This is a genomic window from Kitasatospora sp. NPDC059673 (assembly GCF_042734215.1).
Classification (GTDB): Bacteria; Actinomycetota; Actinomycetes; order Streptomycetales; family Streptomycetaceae; genus Kitasatospora.
Genome location: NZ_JBHWEN010000009.1, coordinates 160,795 through 181,507, shown reverse-complemented (window position 1 = coordinate 181,507; position 20,713 = coordinate 160,795). Strand labels below are relative to the sequence as shown.

Here is a 20,713-nt window from a genome sequence, read left to right as displayed (position 1 = left end):
GCTCAATCGGCGGGCAGGGTCCAGGCGGCCGTCAGGTGGGACTCGGCCCGCTCGGTGGCGAGGTGCAGCCCGTGGCCGGAGGCGTCGGACGCGCCGGGGGTGACGGTGCCGCCCGTGGGGTCGAGGACGCCGTCGAACAGCAGTGACTCGACCCGGACGTGGTCGTGGAACCACTCCAGGTGCCGCACCCCGGGCCGGGCCGCCGCGGCGTGCGCGTGCACGTGCGGCGCGCAGTGCGCGGACAGCGGCACCCCGGCGGCCTCGGCGACGGTGGCGGCGCGCAGGAAGCCGGTGAGGCCGCCGCATCGGGTGGCGTCGGCCTGGAGGCAGTCCACGGCGGGCGCGAGGCGGGCGAAGTACCGGGGTTCGTCGCCGTACTCGCCGGCCGCCACGTCGGGGGAGACGGCGGCGCGGACGGCGGCCAGGCCGGGCAGGTCGTCGGACGGGACGGGTTCCTCGAACCAGGTCACCCGGTCCTCGGCGAAGGCGTCGGCCAGCCGGATCGCCTGCTTGGCGGTGAACGCGCCGTTGGCGTCCACGTAGAGCGCGGTGCCGGGGCCGATCGCGTGCCGGGCGGCGGCGATCCGCTCCAGGTCGCGTTCGGGGCGGGTGCCCCATGCCTCGCCGATCTTGATCTTGACGCGGGGGATGCCCTGACGGTCGGTCCAGCCGCGCAGTTGACGCTCCAGCACCCGGTCCGGGTAGCTGGTGAACCCGCCGCTGCCGTACACCGCCACCGGCCGGGACCGCCCGCCGAGCAGGCGCACCAGCGGCAGGCCGAGCAGCCGGGCCGCCAGGTCCCACAGCGCGACGTCCACGGCCGACAGCGCGTACGTGCCGGCGCCCGGGCGCCCCGCGTTGCGCAGAGCGCGGCGCATCGCCTCGTAGGCACCGGCGGTGTCGAGCGCGTCCCGGCCGAGCACCGCGGCGGCCAGCGGTTCGCGGACCAGCGCGGCCGTGGCCGGCGCGCCGTACGTCCAGCCGAGGCCGGTGGCGGGGCCGCAGTGGGCCTGCACCAGCACCAGGGTGGTGGCGTGCCAGGAGAAGGTGCCGTCCGCCTCGGGACGGTCGGTGGGGACGGTGTACACCCGCACCGTGAGGCGATCGACGGGGAACTCGGGCCGACGGCTCGTCATGAGGCCTCCGCGGGGGTGCGCAGGCCGCTGCGGGCGCCGGCGGCGAGAACGGACGCCGCCCGGTCGACCAGGGCCATGATGGTGAGCGCCGGGTTGGCCGCGCCCTGGGTGGGCAGCACGCTGCCGTCGGTGATCAGCAGGTTCGGCACCGCGAAGCTGCGCAGGTCCCGGTCGACCACGCCGTCCTCGGGGCGGGTGGCCATCCGGCAGCCGCCGACCAGGTGCGCGTACCGGTCGATGGTGATCACCTCGCTCGCCCCGGCGGCGGCCAGCAGGGCCTCCATCACGCCGCGGGCGGCGGCGATCAGCCGGCGGTCGTTGTCGCACTGCGAGTACGCGAAGTGCGCGACGGGCAGCCCGTGCCGGTCCTTCTCCTCGGCGAGGGTGACGCGATTGCCGGGTTGCGGCAGCAGTTCGGCCATCGCGCCGAGCGTCGCCCAGTGCACGTAGTCGGACAGGTACTGGCGCAGCTGCGGGCCCCAGTGGCCCTGGGCGACCACGTGTTCGGCCCAGGTGATGGGCAGCGGCGAGATGTTCTGGATGGTGAAGCCGCGCCGGTAGGGCTTGGCCGGGTCGGTCTCGTAGAACGCCTCGGTGGAGACCTCCGGCGGTGGCGCCTTGTACATCCGGATCTCCTGGTCGAAGCGGCCGGAGGTCTGCGGCGCACCCTGCACCATGACGTACCGTCCGACCTGGTCGTGGTCGTTGCACAGGCCGTGCGGAAAACGCTTTCCCGTTGAGTTGAGGAGCAGCCGGGGCGTCTCGATCGCGTACCCGGCGACGGCCACGGTGCGGGCCCGCTGAAGGTGTTCGCGGCCGCCGCGCAGGTAGCGCACGCCGCAGGCCAGGCCGTCGGGGCCGAGTTCGACGGCGGCGGCCATCGCGTCGGCGCGGATCTCCACGCCGTGCGCGAGCGCGTCCGGCAGGTGGGTGATCAGCGGGGAGGCCTTCGCGTTGACCTTGCAGCCCTGGAGGCAGAAGCCCCGGTAGACGCAGTGCGGGCGGCGGCCGAAGCGGCCGTTGGAGATCGCCACCGGTCCGACCCGGGCCTCGATGCCGAGTGCCGCCGCGCCGCGCAGGAACACCTCGCCGTTGCCGCCCACCGGGTGCGGCGGGTGCGGGTAGGCGTGCGGTTCGCCCCACGGCCAGTACTGTCCGGCGACGGGCAGTTCGGCCTCCAGCCGCCGGTACGGTTCGCGCAGGTCGGAGTAGTCCAGCGGCCAGTCCACGCCCACGCCGTCCCGGCTGTACGTCTCGAAGTCGGACGGGTGGAAGCGCGGCGTGTACCCGGCGAAGTGCACCATCGAACCGCCCACGCCCCGGCCGGAGTTGTTCGATCCCATCGGCACCGGGTCGCGGCCCGCCAGCACCCGCGGCTCGGTCCAGTACAGGTGGTGCGAGCCGTACTCGTCGCTCACCCAGTCCCGCAGCGGGTCCCAGAACGGCCCGGCCTCCAGCACCACCACCGACCAGCCGGCCCGGGCCATCCGCTGGGCGAGCATCGAGCCGCCGGCGCCGCAGCCGACGATCACCAGGTCCACCTCGTCCTCGTCGTGGAACATCCGCATGCGGTCGAGGAGTTGACGGTCGAAGCCGAGTCCGCCGGGCGGCAGCAGCCAGGCGGAGGCGTTGCGGCGGCGCACCGCGCGCTGCCGGCGGGTGGTCTGCCGGAGCGTGGCCAGCGCGGCCTTCGCCTCGCTGTGCCGGGCGGGGTCGGTGACGGCGGGCAGCGGCGGCGGATCGGGCTTCTGGGCGTCCGGTGCCCGCGGGTGCGCGTCGGCGACCTCCCACGGTTCGCGGCGGCCGATGCCGAGCCGGGCGTAGCCGGACGGGAACGCGGGGCCGCCGAAGCCGATCTCGTCCCAGGCGTTCGGGTGGCTGTAGTAGGCGGTGCAGGCGTAGCGCGTCCACAGGCTCCACACGTGCCTGGCGGGCCAGCCGTGCCAGCGGTGTGCGCGGCGCACCTTCTCGACCAGGCCGGTCTGTTGGCGCCCCGTCAGCTCGGCGAAGGCGGTGCGTCCGGGCAGGGCGCGGGCGTCCTCGTCCAGGGCGCGCATCGTCTCGGGCCAGGCCCGGTCGTCGGGCGGCAGGTCGGCGTAGTGCCAGCCGTCGGTCTCGCGCTCGGCGAGCCGGGCGTCGATCATCGGCAGCAGGTCGACCGGCGGATCGTCGAGCAGCCGGTTCAGCAGGGCGCGGGCGCAGGCCTCCTCGGCGGGGGAGAACAGCCGCAGCGGTGGTCGGGGGCCGGCGACCCGGGCGGTGACGACGGCGGCGGTCACCGGGTCCCAGTGCCGGCGCCGGTCCAGCGAGCGATGGCCGGGGAACCGTTCCATCGCTCAACTCCCTTCCGTCGAAAGGGCGGTGTCCTCGCGGCGCAGCACGGCGGCGACCAGGCCCAGGCCGCCGACCATGCCCATCAGCAGCGGTGCGAACAGCGGCGGGCCGGTCTCCAGGTTGAACCGGGCCATCCGCCACCCGCCGGGCTTCTCCAGCAGCCCGCGCAGGTGCAGCCAGAAGCCCTGCACGCCGTTGGCGGCGACGGCGGCCGACACCACGGGCAGCACGGTGCGCGCGGCCCGCTCGTCCACGGCGCCGGCCACCCCGGCGGCGGCGCCGACCGGGCCGAGCAGCACCGGCCACCACATCATCCGGTTGCCGAAGCCCGCCCGGTCGTGCTCCAGGTAGATCTCGGCGGCGGTCACCAGCGATCCGCCGGCGGTGGCCAGCGCCAGCGAACGCTGGAACCGGCCGGTGCGCAGGGCCTCCAGGGCGGTGGCCGGAAAGGACGTGGCCGGAAAGGACGTGGCCGCTGGCGCACCGGCTGCCTTCGTCACCGTCCTCACCGGCTTCCGGAACGGTGCGGCAGCAGTTCGGCGAGCTTGGCGCGCAGGCCACGCTTCACCACCGCGGCGCGGTCGCTGTCGCCGCGCAGCACCGACTCGGCGGCGTCCTTGATCTGCGACCACTCGGCGTGCGGCGGGATCGGCGGCACCGCGGGGTCGGTGCGCACGTCCAGCACGCACGGCCGGTCGGCGGTCAGCGCCCACTCCCAGGCGGCGTGGACCTTCTTCGGCTCCTCGACCCGCAGGCCGCGCAGGCCGACGGACTCGGCGAAGTCCGCGTAGCGCACGTCGGGCAGCGACTGCGAGGGCAGGAACTGCGGGGCGCCCTGCATGGCCCGCATCTCCCAGGTGACCTGGTTGAGATCGCCGTTGTTGAGTACGCACACCACCAGCCTGCGGTCCGTCCACTGCTCGAAGTACCGTGCGACGGTGACGAGTTCGGCCATGCCGTTCATCTGCATCGCGCCGTCGCCGACGATCGCCACCACCGGCCGGTCCGGGTGGGCGAACTTGGCGCCGATCGCGTACGGCACGCCCGGGCCCATGGTGGCGAGGGTGCCGGACAGCGAGCCGCGCATGCTGCCGCGCATCCGCAGGTGCCGGGCGTACCAGTTGGCGGCCGAGCCGGAGTCGGCGGCCACGATGGCGTTGTCGGGCAGCAGCGCGTCCAGGGCGTGCACCAGGTACTCGGGGTTGATCGGGTCGGCCGGGACCTTCGCCCGCGCCTCCATCACCTGCCACCAGCGTTCGGTGCTCTTCGCGATGCCCCGCTGCCAGCCGCGGTCCTTCTTGCGGCGCAGCAGCGGCAGCAGCCGCGACAGGGTGTCCGCGGAGTCGCCGACCAGGTTGACCTCGTACGGGTAGCGCAGCCCGACCATGAACGGGTCCGCGTCGATCTGCACCGCCCGGGCCTTCCCGAACTCCGGCAGGAACTGGGTGTACGGGAAGCTCGAACCGACGGTCAGCAGGGTGTCGCAGTCCCGCATCAGCTCGTACGAGGGCCGGGTGCCGAGCAGCCCGATCGAGCCGGTCACGTACGGCAGGGTGTCGGGCAGTACGTCCTTGCCGAGCAGTGCCTTCGCCACTCCCGCGCCGAGCAGGTCCGCGGCCTGCTCCAGCTGCGGACGGGCGTGCCGGGCGCCCTGGCCGACCAGCATGGCGACCTTCGTGCCGGCGTTCAGCACCTCGGCGGCCCGGTCCAGGTCGGCGTCCTCGGGCACCGGCCGGGAGTGCGGGAGCCCGAGACTGGACGGCACCATCTTGAACGCGTGCTCGGGGGCCTGCTCGGCCAGTTCCTGCACGTCCGCCGGGATGATCACGGCGGTGACGGTGCGGTACAGCGCGGCGGTGCGGATCGCCCGGTCGAGCACATTGGGCAGCTGCTGGGGGACCGTCACCATCTGGCAGTACGCGGACGCGACGTCCTTGTACAGGCTGAGCAGGTCCACCTCCTGCTGGTACGAGCCGCCCATCGCGGAGCGGTCGGTCTGCCCGACGATCGCGACCACCGGCACATGGTCCAGCTTGGCGTCGTACAACCCGTTCAGCAGATGGATCGCACCCGGCCCGGAGGTCGCCGCGCACACCCCCACCTCGCCGGAGAACTTGGCGAACCCCACCGCCTCGAACGCCGCCATCTCCTCGTGCCGGGCCTGCACGAACACCGGCTCGTTCCCGGCCCGCCCCCACGCCGCCAACAGCCCGTTGATCCCGTCCCCCGGGTACGCGAAGACCTGCTCCACCCCCCACTCCCGCAGTCGCCCCAACACCTGATCGGCCACGTTCCTGGACACGGGGACGTCCCTCCTTCAGACGCGAACAAACCTCTCCGCGCGTCTGGCCACTCATCCGGAACGGAAACGTCCGGCGCGCCCGCCGTGGCGCGGCCTCGATCGCGACCTCCCCGCGCGCGCCGTTCGGGCACCGTCCGCTCCGGGGCCGTGCCGGACGTCGGCTCGCGCGGTTCGTGCCGGAGGTCAGCTCGCGCACATCACGACGGCGGTCAGCGTGGTGCGGCCGTTGCCGGTGGTGGCGACGCCGTCGGCCGTCCAGCCGACCGGGGGCCGTCGGCCCGGCGGGGGCCATCCGGAGGGAGCGGGATCAGGGGGCGCGGAACAGGCGGGCCAGGTGGTGGTGCAGGACGGCGGTGGCGGCCTCGGGGGTGCGCTGGGCGAGCAGGACGCTGAGGCCGAGGCCGGCGGAGAGGGCGAGGAGGGCGACGGCCTCGTGGTGGGGGTCGGGGGTGCCGGCGGCGGTGAGGTGGGCGACCAGGAAGGCTTCCATCTCGTCGGGGGCGGCCAGGAAGGGCTGCCCGGCGAGGGCCGGGTCGGTGACCGAGAGGACGGCGTACGCGGTGTGGACGAGGTGGAAGGTGCGGCTCTCCTCGTCGGTGGGGACCGCGTCCGGGCCACCGCCGCCACCCGCCCCGTTGGACCCGGGCGGGATCGAGAAGGTGCCGGTCCGGTTCTACTTCCACATGGTCGCGGGCCTGTTCGGCATGCTGGCCCCGCGCCGCCTGCGCCCCGCCCTCGCCCGCCTGCTCGCCAACCCCGCGCTGGTCGCCCCGCCCGAGATGCTCGCCCCGATGATGCTCGCCATGCGCAGCTGGAAGCCCACCGGCCGCCCCGCCGCACCCCCGTTCACCGACGAGGAACTCCGCGCCGTCACCGTCCCCGCCCTCGTCCTGATCGGCGCCCGCAGCGCTCTGCTGCGCCCGCGCAGGGTGCTGGCCCGCGTCAACGCGCTGCTGCCGAACGTGCGGGCGGAGATCGTGGCGGGTGCGGGCCACGGGCTGACGCTGGAGTGCCCGGAGCTGGTCAACGAGCGGCTGCTGGCGTTCTTCGCCGCGACGGAGGCGGAGCGCGCGGCCGGTTGACGCCCCCTCGGCGCCGTTCGCCGCGACGGGGGAGGAGCGTGCGGCGAGTTGACGCCCCTTCGGTTCAGGCCAGGGCGGTGATCGCCGCGAGCAGGCCCGCCAGGCCGACCAGCAGCCAGGTGACGTAGTCGCCCAGCAGGCCGGAGTGGAGGCGGCGCAGGGCCCGGACGGTGCGGCGGGTCCAGGTGGGGGCGGGGAGCGGGCCGCGCAGGGCGCCGGCGGCGAGGGCGCTGGCGAGGGCGGTGGAGAGCAGGCCGAGCAGGACGCCGGCGGTGGTCCAGTCGGCGGGCGGGGAGGCCGGGGCGGGCAGGGCGGTGGCGCCGTGCAGGACGGCGTCGAGGTAGCCGGGGCGGTCGGTGAACCGCGCGGCGGCGGAGGCGAGTTGCCGGTCCAGTGGCGGGCACAGGCCGATCGCCAGGCAGCCGGCCAGCAGCAGCGCGGGGACGGCCAGGACGGGCGGCGGGAGCGGGCGGGTCGGGTCGCGGACCTCCGGCTCCTCGCCCTCGCCGGTGGTCTCCGGCTCGCCGGGCCGCTCGGACGGGTGCCGCCCCCAGCCGCCGAACACCCGGGCACAGGCCCGCAGTGCCGCGCCGCCGGTGACCGCCGACACCAGCACGTACAGGCCGGGCAGCCACCACGACCAGGCGCCGGCGGCGTCCTCCGCCAGCGCCTTGCCGAGGCCGGTGCCGAACGGCGGCAGCCCGGCCAGGGCCAGCCCGCCGAGCGCGAACAGTGCGGCGGCGAAGGGGAGTTGTCGCCCACGGCCGAACAGCCCGTGCTCGTCGACCGAGCCGAAGCGGTCCAGCAGGACGCCGCACAGCCCGAACAGCGCGGCCTTGCAGCCCGCGTGGCCGGCCAGGTACACCGCCGCGCCCGTCACCCCGGCGGGGGTGAGCAGCGCGAAGGAGGCCAGGAACAGGCCGACATGACCGACCGTGGAGAACGCCAGCAGCCGCTTCAGGTGCCGCTGCTGCCAGCACATCACCGCCCCGACCAGCGCCGTGAGCACGCCCAATGCGAGCAGCACCGGCCGCACCGCGTCCGCCGGTACCCCGCCGGGGCCGGCGAACACCGTCCAGAAAATACGCGCGGTCCCGTACACGCCGAGCTCCACCATCACGCCCGACAGCAGCATGCACACGGGGCTGGGCGCGACCGCGTGCGCGTCCGGCAGCCAGAAGTGGAACGGCAGGGCGGCGGCCTTCACCAGCGGCCCGGCCAGGACCAGGACGAACGCGCAGCGCACCAGCGCGTCCGGCGGGCGGGCGTCGAGGGCCTGCCCGAGCTGGGCCAGGCCGAGTTCGCCGGTGCGCGCGTACAGCAGGCCGATGCCGAGAAGCGAGCAGTACGCGGCCAGCGAGTTGACGATGCCGAAGGCCAGTGCGCCGTGCAGCGGCCGCGGGTCCTCGATCCGGTAGCCGGTCAGCGCGTACGCGACGGCGCCCATGAGTTCGAAGAACACGAACGCGTCGAACAGGTCGGCGGTGAGCGCGAACCCGCACATCCCGGCGGAGAACAGCAGTAGCAGCGCCGGATACACCCCGCCCTTCCGGCCGGTCGGCTCCTCGAAGTACCGCCACGAGTAGCCGACCACCGCCAGCACCAGCACGGCCGCGAGCAGCGCCAGCAGCACGCCGATCCGGTCCGCCGCCAGCACGATCCCCACCGAGGAGCCGCCCACCGGAGCCCAGCCGCCCAGCCAGGACACCGACACCCCGTCACCGGTGCCCACCCACAGGGCGACCAGGCACAGCACCTGTGCCAGCGCGCAGCACCCGGCCAGCGCGTCCCGCGCGGTGCGCGGCAGCCACCGTCCGGCCGCCGCCAGCAGCGCCGCGCCCAGCAGCGGGACCGCGACGGACAGCGGCAGCAGCGCCGCCGCGTCCGGCAGCGGGGCGGACAGCGGCAGCGGCGTGGCGGCCCCCGGCACTCCGTCAGCCCCGCAGGCCGGTCAGCCGCTGCGGGTCCACCGTGCCGTGCCGCTTGCGCAGTTGGATCACCAGGGCCAGCAGCAGGGCCGTCACGGTGGCGCCCACCACCACGTCGGTCAGCGCCAACGCCTGCACCACCGGATCGACCACGGGCGTGTCCGTCGGCACGTCGGCGAAGACCGGCGCGGTCGCCCCCGCCCGGTAGCCGACCGCCAACAGCAGCACGTACGTGGACGACTGGCACACCGCCAGGCAGCCCACCGCATGGATCAGGTTCCGGCTGGTCACCAGCCCGTAGCAGCCGGCCAGCAGGATCCAGCCCGCCGCCAGGTACGCCAGGACGCCCATTCAGCCCTCACTCCGTTCCGCCGTCTCCACGGCCTGCTCCAGGAAGTGCGCCAGCAGCACGACCACCCCGCACGCCACCTCCACCCCGACCACCGCGTTCACCACCGCGACCAGCCCGCTCGACGCCAGCGTGTTGAACGTCCCCCACGGCAGCACGTTCTGCAGGTACGCCCCGCCCGCCGCCAGGCCCACCAGCCCGAGCGCCGCGAACGACCCGGCCGCGACCGCGTCCGCCACGTCCAGCACCGCCAGCGGCCGCAGCCGGCGCAGCGCCCGGTAGTCCGCGGCGACGTACGCCAGGTGCAGACCGGTCGCCAGCACCACGCCGCCCTGGAAGCCGCCGCCCGGGCTGAGCGCCCCGTGCGCGACCAGGTACACGCCGGTGAGCAGCGTGAACGGCAGCAGGCCCGCCCCGAGCAGTCGGGTGCTGGGCAGCACCCGGGCGGGCTCCGGGCGGCGGTGGTGCTCGTCCCGGGCCAGGCGCAGCAGCAGCGTCGCGTCGAGCACCGACGCGAACAGGATCGACTCCTCGCCGAGCGTGTCGAACGCCCGCTGGTCGAAGTTGACGGAGGACACCGCGTTCGCCGTCCGGTGCGCCAGAGCCGCCGCCACCGCCCTTGTCCCGTACGGGTGCTGGTCGCCGCCGAAGACCGGCAGGCGCAGCGCGGCGGCGGTGAACGCGGCCGCGAGGCCGGCCGCGGCCGGGGCGAACAGGGCGAGCCGGACGGCGGGTCTCACCGCCGCTCCCGGTCGCCGGGCTCGTCGTCCTGTCGGCGGCGCACCTTGCGGACCGTCAGCAGGATCAGCAGCGGCGTGATCGCCGTGCCCACGCCGAGCTGCGACAGGGCCACGTCCGGCGCCTGGAGGGTGGTGAACAGGAACGCCAGGGCGAGGCCGAGACCGGCCAGCACCACGGCCTGCCGGGCCGGGTCACGGGTCAGCGCGGCGAGGGTGGCGAAGGCGGCGGTCAGTGCCAGCGCGACGGCGATCAGGCCGGTCACCGGGGGTCCTCCTCCCGCGACGGGTCCTGGTGGACCGTCAGGCGACCGATCGCCATCGTGGTGACCGGGCCGGTCGTCAGCACCAGGGCGCCGATCAGCAGCAGCTTCAGCGCGGCCCGGCCCGGCCCGGTCTCCACCGCTACCGCCGCGGCCGTCAACGGCACCCCGAGGGTGCTCGCCACCGACAGTGCGTGCAGCCGCAGGTAGCGCCCCCGCAGCCGGGCGAACGCCGCCCCCGCGAGCAGCAGCGCCGCGCACCCGGCGGACAGCAGCGTCAGCGCCGCAGTGTGACGCCCCGTCACCCGGCCTCCTCGTCGGCGGCCTCGTGGTGCGGATCGCCCGCCAGCAGTCGGGTGAACACCAGCGTCCCGGCCGGGGCGAGGACGGCCGACACCAGCGCCAGGTCGCCGTAGGAGGGACGGTTCAAGCCCTGCGAGAGGAGCAGGAACAGCGCCGTCACCACGGGGCCGGCCAGCGCCACCGCGGCGAGCCGCTCCTCGGGCGCGCCGATCGCGCAGCGCCACAGACAAGGTGCGAGGACCGCGGAGTCGAGGGCTGCGGCCACCAGCCAGGCGCTCACCCTCGACGGCCCGTCAACGCCCGCTCCAGCATTCGGGGTTCGTCCGCCAGGACGTGCACCCGGGCCGGGTCGGCGGCCACCGCGTAGCCGCCCGGGGTCGCCGAATACAGTGCCAACGCCCAAGCGGCGCCGGTGCGTTCGGGCAACGGCAGGTCACGGAAACCAGGACGGGCGAGGGACGGGCGCAGCGTGAGGACGGCGAGCCGCCAGGTGTCGGCGAGCACCGAGAACGGCCAGCGCCACAACGCCGGCCACAGCCCCGCCGCGCCGCCCGTGCGCGCACCGGAGGACCGGCGGGCGGGGCGGGCGGCAAGCGCACCGAGCAGTGCGGCCAGCGCTCCCACCAGCAGCTCCAACGGATCGACGGTGGAGATCAGCACGGTGTACAGACCGCACAGCACGACCTCCCACAGGGTCGTCTCGGCCACCGCCGTCCACCACCGCATGTGCCTCTCCCCGTCCTCTCCCCGACCGGTCGCTGCCCGGTCCCGCAGGACGCTAGCGGTGCCCGGCCCGCCGGGCCCGGCTCCGCGCCGCCGTCCGGCGGCGGGCCTCACCCGATCGGGTCAGCAGGGCCCGGCTACCCGCCGGGCGGGGGAGTGGCGGGCTGGGGTTCGGGTTCGGGCGTGGGCTCCGGGCCGGGCGGGGCGGGGCTCGGCGGCTGCGGCTCGCCCGGGACGGGCGGGGAGATCGGCGGGTCCGGGTCCGGCGGAAGCGGCGAGGGGCCGAGCGGGCCGGGCGGATCGGTCGGGCGCGGGGGGCTGTCCGGCGGTTCGGGCGGCCGCACGTCCGGGTCGACCGGAATCGGCATCGTCATTCTGATCACCGCCCCAGGGCGTTCTCCAGCTGGTGCTTGTTCATCTTCGAACGGCCCTTGATGCCACGCTGCCGGGCCTCGTTGTACAGCTGGTCCTTGGTCGGCCCCTGCGCCCCGCTGTGCGACCGCTTGCCGCCGCGGTGGCCGGAGGAGACGTCCTTCACCGAGGTGCGCGAGGCAGTCCGGCTCTCGCCGTGCCGGGCACGTTCCTTGTTGACTGTCCGCGCGGCGATCTCCTCGGCGCGCTTCTCGCTGGTGCCGCGCTTCAGTTGGCTCTCCTTGATGTGTTCGTACTGGCGCTCCCGCTTGGGGCTCGATCCGGCAGGCATGACCGCTCTCCTTCCGTTGCCGGGGGGTCACGCCGACGCATACCCGGATCAATCGGGGCGAATCCGATTCAAACGCGGCCGATCGGGTACGAGTGGGGCGTCGCACCGAGCGCGCGCCCGGTGCGGCCGACCCGCAAGGTCGCCAGCCACGGCATGCGAGCCGCGTGCCGGGAGCCGTCACCTGAAGAAGCCGGGTACCACGGTTCTCCGCCCGCCTCTCCGCCGCCCCGCGCGGCCGCCGACCGTCCGACGCCCCCGTCCGACGCCCGGCGGACCGCCCGCCCGGGGCGACGCAGCGGGCCCACGCCGTCCCCGGGAGATGACTCCCAGTGACCACCATGACCCCACGCCACCCGTCGGCGCGCCGTGCCGACACTCGACCGGACACCGACCACCCGCGCGCCACGACTGGCCGCGACAGCGTTACGACTGGCCACGACACCGACCACCCTCGCGCCACGACCGGCCGCGACATTGACCCGATGCAGGGCACCGACCAGGTGCTCGACATCGACCCGATGTACCGGCCGACGCGGCGCGAGATGCGTGCCATGGGCAAGTTCGAAGCCCGCGGGCTCAGCGACGCGCTGTTCCGGCGGCTGGCCGAACTGCCGCCCGAGGACCCGAAGTCCAGCTACGTGCGCGGCACCGTGATCGAACTCAACATGCCGCTGGTGCGGTTCGTCGCCGCCCGGTTCCGGCACCGCCCCGAGGAACTCGACGACATCCTGCAGGTCGGCACGATCGGCCTGATCAAGGCGGTCGACGGGTTCGACCCGGATCGCGGCGTCGAGTTCGTCACCTACGCGATCCCGACCGTCTCCGGCGAGATCAAGCGGTTCTTCCGCGACACCTCGTGGCCGCTGCGGGTCCCGCGCAGCGTCCAGGAACGCTACCTGGCCGCCGCCCGCGCCTCCGACCGGCTCGAACAGGACCTCGGCCGGCTGCCCGACACCGCCGAACTCGCCGAGGAACTGCACCTCACCGAGGCCGAGGCGGCCGAAGGGCTGGACGCCGGACGGCTGTGCCGCTGCGACTCCCTGGACTCGCTGCGCGACGACGAATCCGAGGACACCGGCAGCGCGCTGATCAACCGGCTCGGCTCCTGCGACCCGGGACTCGAACTCGCCGAACTGCGCGTCGCGGCAAAGCCGTTCCTCAGCCGGCTGCCCGAACGGGAGCGCACCGTGCTGCTGCTGCGCTTCTGGGGCGGACTCACCCAGAGCGAGATCGCCCACGAGATCGGCGTCTCGCAGATGCACGTCTCGCGGATCCTCGCCGCCACCCTGACCGGGCTGCGCGAACAGATCGAGGGCGAGACGGAACCCGGTACGGACACCGCGAGTGATTGAGCCTCGCCAGGCCGGGTAGCCGCGCGGACCGAGCCACCTACGGGTGGAGAGCCGCACCGCTCGGCAGGAGGTGTTCGTACCGTGGACCCGCAACCCGCCGTCGGTGCCCCCCTGACCGTCGCGCTGCAACGTCCCCCAGGCGCACTGGTGGTGCGCCCCGAGGGCGAACTCGACCACGACAGCGTCGGCCCGCTCCGCGAAGCCCTGGAGCGGGCCGTCGCCAATCCGCCCGGGCGGCTGGTGGTGGACTGCGGTGGCCTCGACTTCTGCGACTCCACCGGCCTCAACCTGCTGCTGCGCGCACACGCCGCCGCCGAACAGGTCGGCCTCCCGCTGTTGCTGGCCGCCCCCGGCCGGGTGGTGCTCCGGATGCTGGAGATCACCGGCGCGGACCAGGTGCTGGCCGTCCGTGCGACCGTCGAGGACGCGCTCGGCGACGACGCGGCCGTGCGGCCGGAGGGTGCGCTTCCGGACGGCGTGGCCCCGGACGGTCTGCCGTCGGGCGGTCTGCCGTCGGGCGGTGTGGCCTCGGACGGTGGAGCCTCGGGCGGTGGAGCCTCGGGCGGTGCGGAAGGGACGGGCGAGCAGCGATGACGGGCCGGCCCGTGCAGGAGCCCGTGGAGGGTCGCACCGAGCGCCGCAGCCTGCCGCTGGAATCCGCGCCCGGGGCCGTGGCGCGCAGCCGCGAGTTCACTTGCCTCGCCCTGCGGGCGTGGGGCTGGCTGCCCGCGCCCGACGCCGACGGGCGGGCGGCGGCCGACGACGTGCTGCTGATGACCAGCGAACTCGTCACCAACGCCTGCCAGCACGCGGCCGGCCCCTACGAACTGGAGCTGACCAGGTGCGGACCGCTGTTGCGGGTCGCGGTGCGCGACAGCGACGACCGGATGCCGGTGCTGCGCGCCCCGTACATCCCCGCCCGGCCGGGCGGTCACGGGCTGCGGGTGGTGGACCGGCTGGCCGCGGCATGGGGCAGCGAACCCGTTCCCGGCGGCGGCAAACGCGTGTGGCTGGAGACGCTCCGCCCCCGGCGGACCCCGGACCGGAACGGTGCCACAGTGGAGGGGTGCCACAGTGAACAGCCGGGACCCGGCCCCGCCCGCCGGCTCCGGCCCCGCTGACCGGAGACGAGGTGGTGGCCACGTGGACAGCGCACCCGACCCGCACCCGCCGGACTCGCCCCCGCCCGAGCCCCCGCCGGAGCCGCCGCCCGAGTTCCCGCCGGAGCCGCCGCCCCAGCCCGAGCTCCCGCCCGAGCCCGCGTACCGCAAGCAGCCGGACCACGACAGCGCCGCGCTGCGCCGCCTGCTGGCCGGGCTGACCGCCGTCCGGGACGGCGATCTGTCGCTGCGGCTGCCGGACGCGCCCGGCGTGCTGGGCGAGATCTCCGGGGTCTACAACGACATGGCGGAGCGGCTGGCCCGGCTGAACGCCGAGGTGACCCGGGTGGCCCGCGAGGTGGGTACCGAGGGGATGCTCGGCGGGCAGGCCGAGGTGCCGCAGGCGGTGGGCGCGTGGCGGGAGCTCGCGGACTCGGTGAACGCGATGGCCGGCAACCTCACCGCGCAGGTCCGCAACATCGCGCAGGTGACCACGGCGGTCGCCCGAGGCGACCTGACCCGCACCATCGCGGTGGACGCCCGGGGCGAGATCCTGGAGCTCAAGAACACCGTCAACACCATGGTGGAGCAGCTCAGTTCGTTCGCCGCCGAGGTGACCAGGGTGGCCCGCGAGGTCGGCACGGAAGGGATGCTCGGCGGCCAGGCCGACGTCCGTGGGGTCTCCGGCACCTGGCGCGATCTGACGGACAGCGTGAACTTCATGGCGGGCAACCTCACCGCGCAGGTCCGTTCGATCGCCCAGGTGGCGACGGCGGTGGCCCGGGGCGACCTGACCCGGAAGACCGACGTGGTGGCCCGGGGCGAGATCCTGGAACTGAAGAGCACCGTCAACACCATGGTGGAGCAGCTGAGTTCGTTCGCCGGCGAGGTGACCCGGGTGGCCCGCGAGGTCGGCACCGAGGGCATCCTCGGCGGGCAGGCCGACGTCCGGGGCGTGTCCGGGACGTGGCGCGACCTGACCGACAACGTCAACGTGATGGCGTCCAACCTGACGGGGCAGGTCCGGTCGATCGCGCAGGTCGCGACGGCGGTGGCGCGCGGCGACCTGTCGCGCCGGGTCACCGTCGAGGCGGAGGGTGAGGTCGCCGAACTGGTGGACACGCTGAACGCGATGGTGGGCACCCTGTCGGCGTTCGCGGCGGAGGTCACCCGGGTGGCGCGGGAGGTCGGGACCGACGGCATCCTCGGCGGCCAGGCCCGGGTGCCGAACGTCGCGGGCACCTGGAAGGACCTCACCGACAGCGTCAACTTCATGGCGCACAACCTGACCAGCCAGGTCCGCAACATCGCGCAGGTGACCACGGCGGTCGCCCGAGGCGACCTGACCCGCAAGATCGACGTGGACGCCCGGGGCGAGATCCTGGAGCTCAAGAACACCGTCAACACCATGGTGGAGCAGCTCAGTTCGTTCGCCGCCGAGGTCACCCGGGTGGCCCGCGAGGTCGGTACCGAGGGCCGGCTCGGCGGGCAGGCCGAGGTGGAGGGCGTCTCCGGCACCTGGAAGCGGCTCACCGAGAACGTCAATGAACTGGCCGGGAACCTGACCCGGCAGGTGCGGGCGATCGGCGAGGTGACCGGCGCGGTCACGGCCGGCGACCTGACCCGGTCGATCACCGTCGAGGCGTCCGGCGAGGTCGCCGACCTGAAGGACAACGTCAACGTGATGGTCGAGTCGCTGCGCGAGACCACCCGGGCCAACCGCGAACAGGACTGGCTGAAGACCCATCTGGCCCGGCTCACCGGCCTGGTCCAGGGCCGCCGCGAGCCCGCCGCCGTCGCCGAACTGCTGATGGACGAACTCTGCCCGCTGCTGGACGCCCAGTACGGCACCTGCTACCTGGCCGCCGACTACCTCGCGGAGGACGGCGGAGCCCAGGACGGACGAGCCGAGGACGGACGAGCCCAGGACGGCCGAGCCCAGGACGGCCGAGCCCCGCACGGTACGGAACAGCCGGTGCTGGTGCGCGCCGCGGGCTACGGGCACCGGGCGGGCGACCGCCCGCGCCGGTTCGGTCTCGGTGAGTCGCTGATCGGCCAGGCCGGGCGCAGCCGCCGCCCGATCGTCCTCACCGACCTGCCGCCCGGCTACGCGGAGATCGGCTCCGCGCTGGGCTCCGCCACGCCCCGCGAACTGCTGATCCAGCCGATCACCATGGAGGACCGGCTGCTCGGCGTGGTCGAGGTCGCCACCCTGCACCACTTCACCGACCTGCACCGGGACTTCCTGGAACGCCTCGCCCAGGACATCGGCACCACCCTGGCCACCCTGCTGGCCAACGCCCGGACCGACGAACTGCTCCAGGAGTCGCAGCGGCTGACCGCAGAACTCCGGGCCCGGTCCGAGCAGTTGGTCGACGGCCAGGAGGAGCTGCGGCGCTCCAACGCGGAACTCGGCGAGAAGGCCGAACTGCTGGCCGCGCAGAACCGCGACATCGAGGCGAAGAACCTCCAGATCGAACAGGCCCGCCGCGAACTGGAGGACCGCGCCCGCCAGTTGACGTCCGCGTCGATGTACAAGTCGGAGTTCCTGGCCAACATGAGCCACGAACTGCGCACCCCGCTCAACAGCCTGCTGATCCTCGCCCAGCTGCTCGCCCAGAACTCCGAGGGCAACCTGACGGGCAAGCAGGTCGAGTACGCGGAAGTGATCCGCTCGGCCGGCTCCGACCTGCTCCAGCTGATCAACGACATCCTCGACCTGTCGAAGGTCGAGGCCGGCAAACTCGACGTCACCGTCGAGCAGTTCCCGCTGCGCGAACTGCTCGACTACGTCGACACCGCCTTCCGCCCGCTGGCCGCCGAGAAGAACCTCGACTTCCGGATCACCGCCGCCCCCGGCGCGCCTGCCGAACTGCGCACCGACCAGGCCCGGTTGCGGCAGATCCTGCGCAACCTGCTGGCCAACGCCGTCAAGTTCACCGACCGCGGCTTCGTCGAACTCACCGTGGAACCCGCCCGGCCGGGCGAAGCACCGGCCGGGCTGCCCGCCGGGCAGGGCGAGTCGGGCGCGCTCGCGTTCCGGGTCCAGGACTCCGGGATCGGCATCGGCGCCGACCACCTGGAATCCATCTTCGGCGCCTTCCAGCAGGCCGACGGCACCACCAGCCGCAGGTACGGCGGCACCGGCCTGGGGTTGTCCATCAGCCGCGAACTCGCCCGGCTGCTCGGCGGCGCGGTGAGCGCCGAATCCGTTCCCGGCGAAGGCAGTTGCTTCACCCTGCTGCTGCCCGCCCCACTCGCCCCCGAACCCGCCGCCCCCGCCGAGCGCCGCATCCTGGTGGTCGAACCCGACCCGCCCGCGCTGCTCACCATGCTCGCCCGCAGCGCCGTGGCCGACCGCGCGCCCGCCACCGCCGTGGACAGCGCCGCCGACCCCGACCGCGCCCTCGCCGCCCTCGACCGCGCCCCGCACCGCCTGCTCGTGCTCGACCTCGCCCTGCCCGACGACGGCGCCCGCAAGCTGCTCGCCGCGCTCGAACGCCGCCCCCACCCCGTCCCCGTGATCGGCCACACCACCCGCCCCGACACCCCGCTGCCCGACGGCGAGCACCTGGAGATCACCACCGGGCTGGACGAACTGCGCGAACGCATCGGCAAGGCCGCCGGCCCGCCCGGCGCCGAACCCGCCGCCCCCGCACCCGCCCCCGAAGGCCGGCTCGCCGGCCGCACCGTCCTGGTCGTCGACGACGACTCGCGCAACGTGTACGCCCTCAGCACCGCCCTCGAACTCGAGGGCGCCACCGCCCTGCACGCCGCCAACGGCCGCACCGGACTCGCCCTGCTGCGTGCCCACCCGGAGGTGGACCTGGTGCTGATGGACCTGATGATGCCCGAACTCGACGGCTACGCCGCCACCGCCGCGATCCGCGAGAGCGCCGAACACGCCACCGTCCCGATCATCGCCGTCACCGCCAAGGCCCTGCCCGACGACCGCGCCCGCAGCCTCGCCGCCGGCGCCGACGACCACCTCACCAAACCCGTGGACGCCAACCACCTGATCGCCACCGTCCTGCACTGGTTGGAGAACTGACACCGTGTCGAAACCCCGCGAGCCCACCCGCCGGGGGACCGACCCGCGCCACCTGCTCGCCCTGCGGCTGCGCCAGGCCCAGGACGAGACCGAGGACCTGCGCGCCGCCCTCGCCGCCCGCCCGCTCACCGCCCTCGCCACCGGCGTCCTCGCCGAACGCCTCGGCTGCGGACCCGCCGAAGCCGGCAGCCAACTGCTCACCCTCGCCGAACGGGCCCGCCTCACCCCGCAGGAACTCGCCGCCGACATCCTCACCACACTGCCCGGCCCCGCCGACGGCGACGCCACGCCCGCCGCCACCGGCCCGCCCAGCCGGCTGCCCGGACGGCCCGAACCCACCGTCGAGGCCGCCCTCACCCAGGCCGCCGCCATGGTCGCCGCCACCGCCGCCGTGCTGTGGACCGCCCGCCCCGGCGGCGTCCTGCACCCCGCCGCCGCACCCGGCTTCAGCGACACCGAACGCGCGAACTGGCAACACGTCCCGCCCGGCCTCGACACCCCCGCCGGGCGCGCCCTGCGACGCCGCAGCCCCCAGGGCCCCGAAGGCCCCGTCACCGCCACCCTCGGCGCCGCCCGCGCCCCCTACCGCCTCGCCGTGCCCGTGCACCGCGCCGACGGCCCCGCCGCCGTCCTCGAACTCGCCTGGCCGCAGCGCCCCGGCGACCCCACCACCGCCGAACGCCGCCGCCTGCAGGCGACCGCCGAGGTGTGCGCGCTCGCCCTCACCGACGCCGTGCCGCTCGACCCCGCACCCACCGACACCTCCGCCCTCGACGCCGCCCTCGCCCCCGCCGTGCTGCTCGACCCCGAACCCACCCACGGCACCCCCGCCGACTTCCGCCTCGCCCGGGTCAACGCCGCCTTCACCGACCTCGCCGACCGGCCCCCGCACCGCCTCGAAGGCCGCACCCTCACCGAGACCTACCCGCTGGCCTGCGCCGACGGCCTGCTCGACCTGCTGCTCGACGTGCACGCCACCGGCCGCCCCCTGCACCACGACAGCCTCGCCCTGACCTTCCTGGCCGGCCAGAGCCCCGCCCCCGTCCTGCTCGAACTCGCCGCCGCCCGGCACGGCAACCGCCTGCTGCTCAGCTGGCAGCCCGCCGCCGGCACCGACCGCACCGACCACCTGCTGCGCGCCGCCCAACGCCTCAGCCACCTCGCCGGGTTCGAGGAGGACCTGCGCACCGGCGAGATCCACTGGACGCCGCGCACCGCCGACCTGCTCGGCCTGCCCGCCGGTACCGCCCCCGTCCCGCTCGCCGCCCTCGCCGCGCACGTCCACCCCGACGACGAACAGACCGTCCGCCGGGTCGTCAACTCCGCCGTCCGGCACGGCCGCGCCGACTCCGCGGTGTTCCGGATGCGGCACCTCAGCAGCTACACCCACTACGTGCGCCTGGTCGCCGAACCCGTCCCCGACGTGCACGGGCACACCGCCGCCGTCCGCGGCGCCTACCAGGACGTCTCCGCCCAGCACTGGACCGAGACCGCGCTCGCCGCCACCACCGAACGCCTCGCCGACACCCGGCAGGAAGCCGCCGACAACCACCGCCTCGCGCTGCGCCTGCAACAGGCCATCTTGCCGCCCGCCCCGCCGCCGCTCGCGGCCGCCGGACTGCGCGCCGCCGTCCGCTACCGCCCCTCCTCGCAGCAGGACCGGGTCGGCGGCGACTGGTACGACACCACCCTGCTGCCCGACCGCACCGCACTGCTGGTGGTCGGCGACATGGCCGGACACGGCGTCGAGGCCGCCACCGGCATGGTCGCCCTGCGCAACGCGCTGCGCGGCCTCGCCCACACCGGAGCCGGGCCCGGTCGGCTGCTCGGCTGGCTCAACGAGGCCGCCGCCGACCTCACCGACGCCACCGCCACCGCCGTCTGCGCCCGCTACCACCCCGACACCCGCACCCTGCACTGGGCCCGGGCCGGCCACCTGCCGCCGCTGCTGCTGCGCGACGGCGCCGCCCGCCCGCTGCCCATGCCGCACGGCATCCTGCTCGGCGCCGCCGACCACCCCGAGTACCAGGAGGCCAGCCTCACCCTGCGCCCCGGCGACGTCCTGGTCCTGTACACCGACGGCCTGATCGAACGACGCGACCAGTCCGTCGAGGAACCGCTCGCCCACCTCGCCCAGGTGCTCGCCGAACCCGCCGCCGACCTCGACGCCCTGCTCGACCGGGCACTGGAACTGAGCGTGGCCGACACCGACGACGACACCTGCCTGATCGCCGTCGAAGTCCTCGACGCAGTGAACGGCGAAGCGGGCAGAACGGTTTGATCCGCACCGAAACGGTCAGACGCACAGCAGGCCCGAACCGGGCCCGGCCCCCGACCGAGGAGGTACGAC

General features: G+C 74.8%; 20 protein-coding genes. 6 read left to right on the top strand and 14 right to left on the bottom strand.

The genetic code is table 11. The features are described from left to right. Positions 1–2: 2 nt before the first annotated feature. The 5 genes from ACFV18_RS13750 to ACFV18_RS13730 all read right to left on the bottom strand — a co-directional run bounded on the left by ACFV18_RS13750 (position 3) and on the right by ACFV18_RS13730 (position 6,424). A complete protein-coding gene (locus tag ACFV18_RS13750; RefSeq protein ID WP_380482692.1) occupies positions 3–1,136 on the bottom strand; it encodes an enolase C-terminal domain-like protein in 1,134 nt (377 codons plus the stop codon). After that, positions 1,133–3,469: a GMC family oxidoreductase gene (locus ACFV18_RS13745; RefSeq protein WP_380482690.1), complete on the bottom strand. Its 2,337-nt coding sequence runs from the start codon at positions 3,467–3,469 to the stop codon at positions 1,133–1,135. The genes ACFV18_RS13750 and ACFV18_RS13745 overlap by 4 nt, the downstream gene beginning before the upstream one ends. A gap of 3 nt (positions 3,470–3,472) precedes the next feature. Further along, positions 3,473–3,970 (bottom strand): hypothetical protein, encoded by a 498-nt coding sequence (locus tag ACFV18_RS13740; protein WP_380482688.1) that lies wholly within the window; start codon positions 3,968–3,970, stop codon positions 3,473–3,475. Between the two features lie 5 nt (positions 3,971–3,975). Next, positions 3,976–5,772, bottom strand: a complete 1,797-nt coding sequence (locus tag ACFV18_RS13735; RefSeq protein ID WP_380482686.1) for a thiamine pyrophosphate-requiring protein — start codon at positions 5,770–5,772, stop codon at positions 3,976–3,978. A gap of 307 nt (positions 5,773–6,079) precedes the next feature. Then, positions 6,080–6,424, bottom strand: coding sequence for a TetR family transcriptional regulator C-terminal domain-containing protein (locus ACFV18_RS13730; RefSeq protein ID WP_380482786.1), 345 nt, complete (start codon positions 6,422–6,424; stop codon positions 6,080–6,082). Here ACFV18_RS13730 and ACFV18_RS13725 point away from each other — a divergent pair. Next, positions 6,309–6,854, top strand: coding sequence for an alpha/beta fold hydrolase (locus tag ACFV18_RS13725; RefSeq protein ID WP_380482684.1), 546 nt, complete (start codon positions 6,309–6,311; stop codon positions 6,852–6,854). The genes ACFV18_RS13730 and ACFV18_RS13725 overlap by 116 nt on opposite strands. A gap of 64 nt (positions 6,855–6,918) precedes the next feature. Here ACFV18_RS13725 and ACFV18_RS13720 read toward each other — a convergent pair whose 3' ends face one another. From ACFV18_RS13720 to ACFV18_RS13680, 9 genes are all read right to left on the bottom strand, one after another. Then, positions 6,919–8,784, bottom strand: a complete 1,866-nt coding sequence (locus tag ACFV18_RS13720) for a complex I subunit 5 family protein (protein WP_380482682.1) — start codon at positions 8,782–8,784, stop codon at positions 6,919–6,921. Positions 8,785–8,788: 4 nt separating this feature from the next. Continuing rightward, on the bottom strand, positions 8,789–9,133 hold the full coding sequence (locus tag ACFV18_RS13715; protein WP_380482681.1) for a sodium:proton antiporter: 345 nt from the start codon (positions 9,131–9,133) through the stop codon (positions 8,789–8,791). Continuing rightward, positions 9,134–9,871 (bottom strand): MnhB domain-containing protein, encoded by a 738-nt coding sequence (locus tag ACFV18_RS13710; RefSeq protein WP_380482679.1) that lies wholly within the window; start codon positions 9,869–9,871, stop codon positions 9,134–9,136. Further along, entirely contained in the window at positions 9,868–10,134 is a 267-nt protein-coding gene (locus ACFV18_RS13705; protein ID WP_380482677.1) for a Na(+)/H(+) antiporter subunit B, read from the bottom strand. Before ACFV18_RS13705 ends, ACFV18_RS13710 begins: the two co-directional genes overlap by 4 nt. Next, positions 10,131–10,436, bottom strand: a complete 306-nt coding sequence (locus ACFV18_RS13700; RefSeq protein WP_380482675.1) for a cation:proton antiporter — start codon at positions 10,434–10,436, stop codon at positions 10,131–10,133. Before ACFV18_RS13700 ends, ACFV18_RS13705 begins: the two co-directional genes overlap by 4 nt. Further along, positions 10,433–10,714, bottom strand: a complete 282-nt coding sequence (locus ACFV18_RS13695; RefSeq protein WP_380482673.1) for a monovalent cation/H+ antiporter complex subunit F — start codon at positions 10,712–10,714, stop codon at positions 10,433–10,435. Before ACFV18_RS13695 ends, ACFV18_RS13700 begins: the two co-directional genes overlap by 4 nt. Further along, the gene (locus ACFV18_RS13690; RefSeq protein ID WP_380482672.1) at positions 10,711–11,160 is read right to left on the bottom strand and encodes a Na+/H+ antiporter subunit E; all 450 of its coding nucleotides are present in this window, start codon (positions 11,158–11,160) and stop codon (positions 10,711–10,713) included. The genes ACFV18_RS13695 and ACFV18_RS13690 overlap by 4 nt, the downstream gene beginning before the upstream one ends. A 134-nt stretch (positions 11,161–11,294) precedes the next feature. Next, positions 11,295–11,531, bottom strand: a complete 237-nt coding sequence (locus tag ACFV18_RS13685; RefSeq protein ID WP_380482669.1) for a hypothetical protein — start codon at positions 11,529–11,531, stop codon at positions 11,295–11,297. A gap of 5 nt (positions 11,532–11,536) precedes the next feature. Next, entirely contained in the window at positions 11,537–11,860 is a 324-nt protein-coding gene (locus ACFV18_RS13680; RefSeq protein WP_380482667.1) for a plasmid stabilization protein, read from the bottom strand. Positions 11,861–12,342: 482 nt separating this feature from the next. Here ACFV18_RS13680 and ACFV18_RS13675 point away from each other — a divergent pair, with 482 nt between their 5' ends. From ACFV18_RS13675 to ACFV18_RS13655, 5 genes are all read left to right on the top strand, one after another. Then, positions 12,343–13,212 (top strand): SigB/SigF/SigG family RNA polymerase sigma factor, encoded by an 870-nt coding sequence (locus ACFV18_RS13675; RefSeq protein WP_380482665.1) that lies wholly within the window; start codon positions 12,343–12,345, stop codon positions 13,210–13,212. Positions 13,213–13,293: 81 nt separating this feature from the next. After that, positions 13,294–13,806, top strand: coding sequence for an STAS domain-containing protein (locus ACFV18_RS13670; RefSeq protein ID WP_380482663.1), 513 nt, complete (start codon positions 13,294–13,296; stop codon positions 13,804–13,806). Between the two features lie 23 nt (positions 13,807–13,829). After that, the gene (locus ACFV18_RS13665) at positions 13,830–14,333 is read left to right on the top strand and encodes an ATP-binding protein (protein ID WP_380482661.1); all 504 of its coding nucleotides are present in this window, start codon (positions 13,830–13,832) and stop codon (positions 14,331–14,333) included. A gap of 175 nt (positions 14,334–14,508) precedes the next feature. Next, entirely contained in the window at positions 14,509–18,363 is a 3,855-nt protein-coding gene (locus ACFV18_RS13660; RefSeq protein WP_380482784.1) for a HAMP domain-containing protein, read from the top strand. Between the two features lie 4 nt (positions 18,364–18,367). Continuing rightward, a complete protein-coding gene (locus tag ACFV18_RS13655; RefSeq protein ID WP_380482659.1) occupies positions 18,368–20,644 on the top strand; it encodes a SpoIIE family protein phosphatase in 2,277 nt (758 codons plus the stop codon). Positions 20,645–20,713 lie beyond the last annotated feature (69 nt).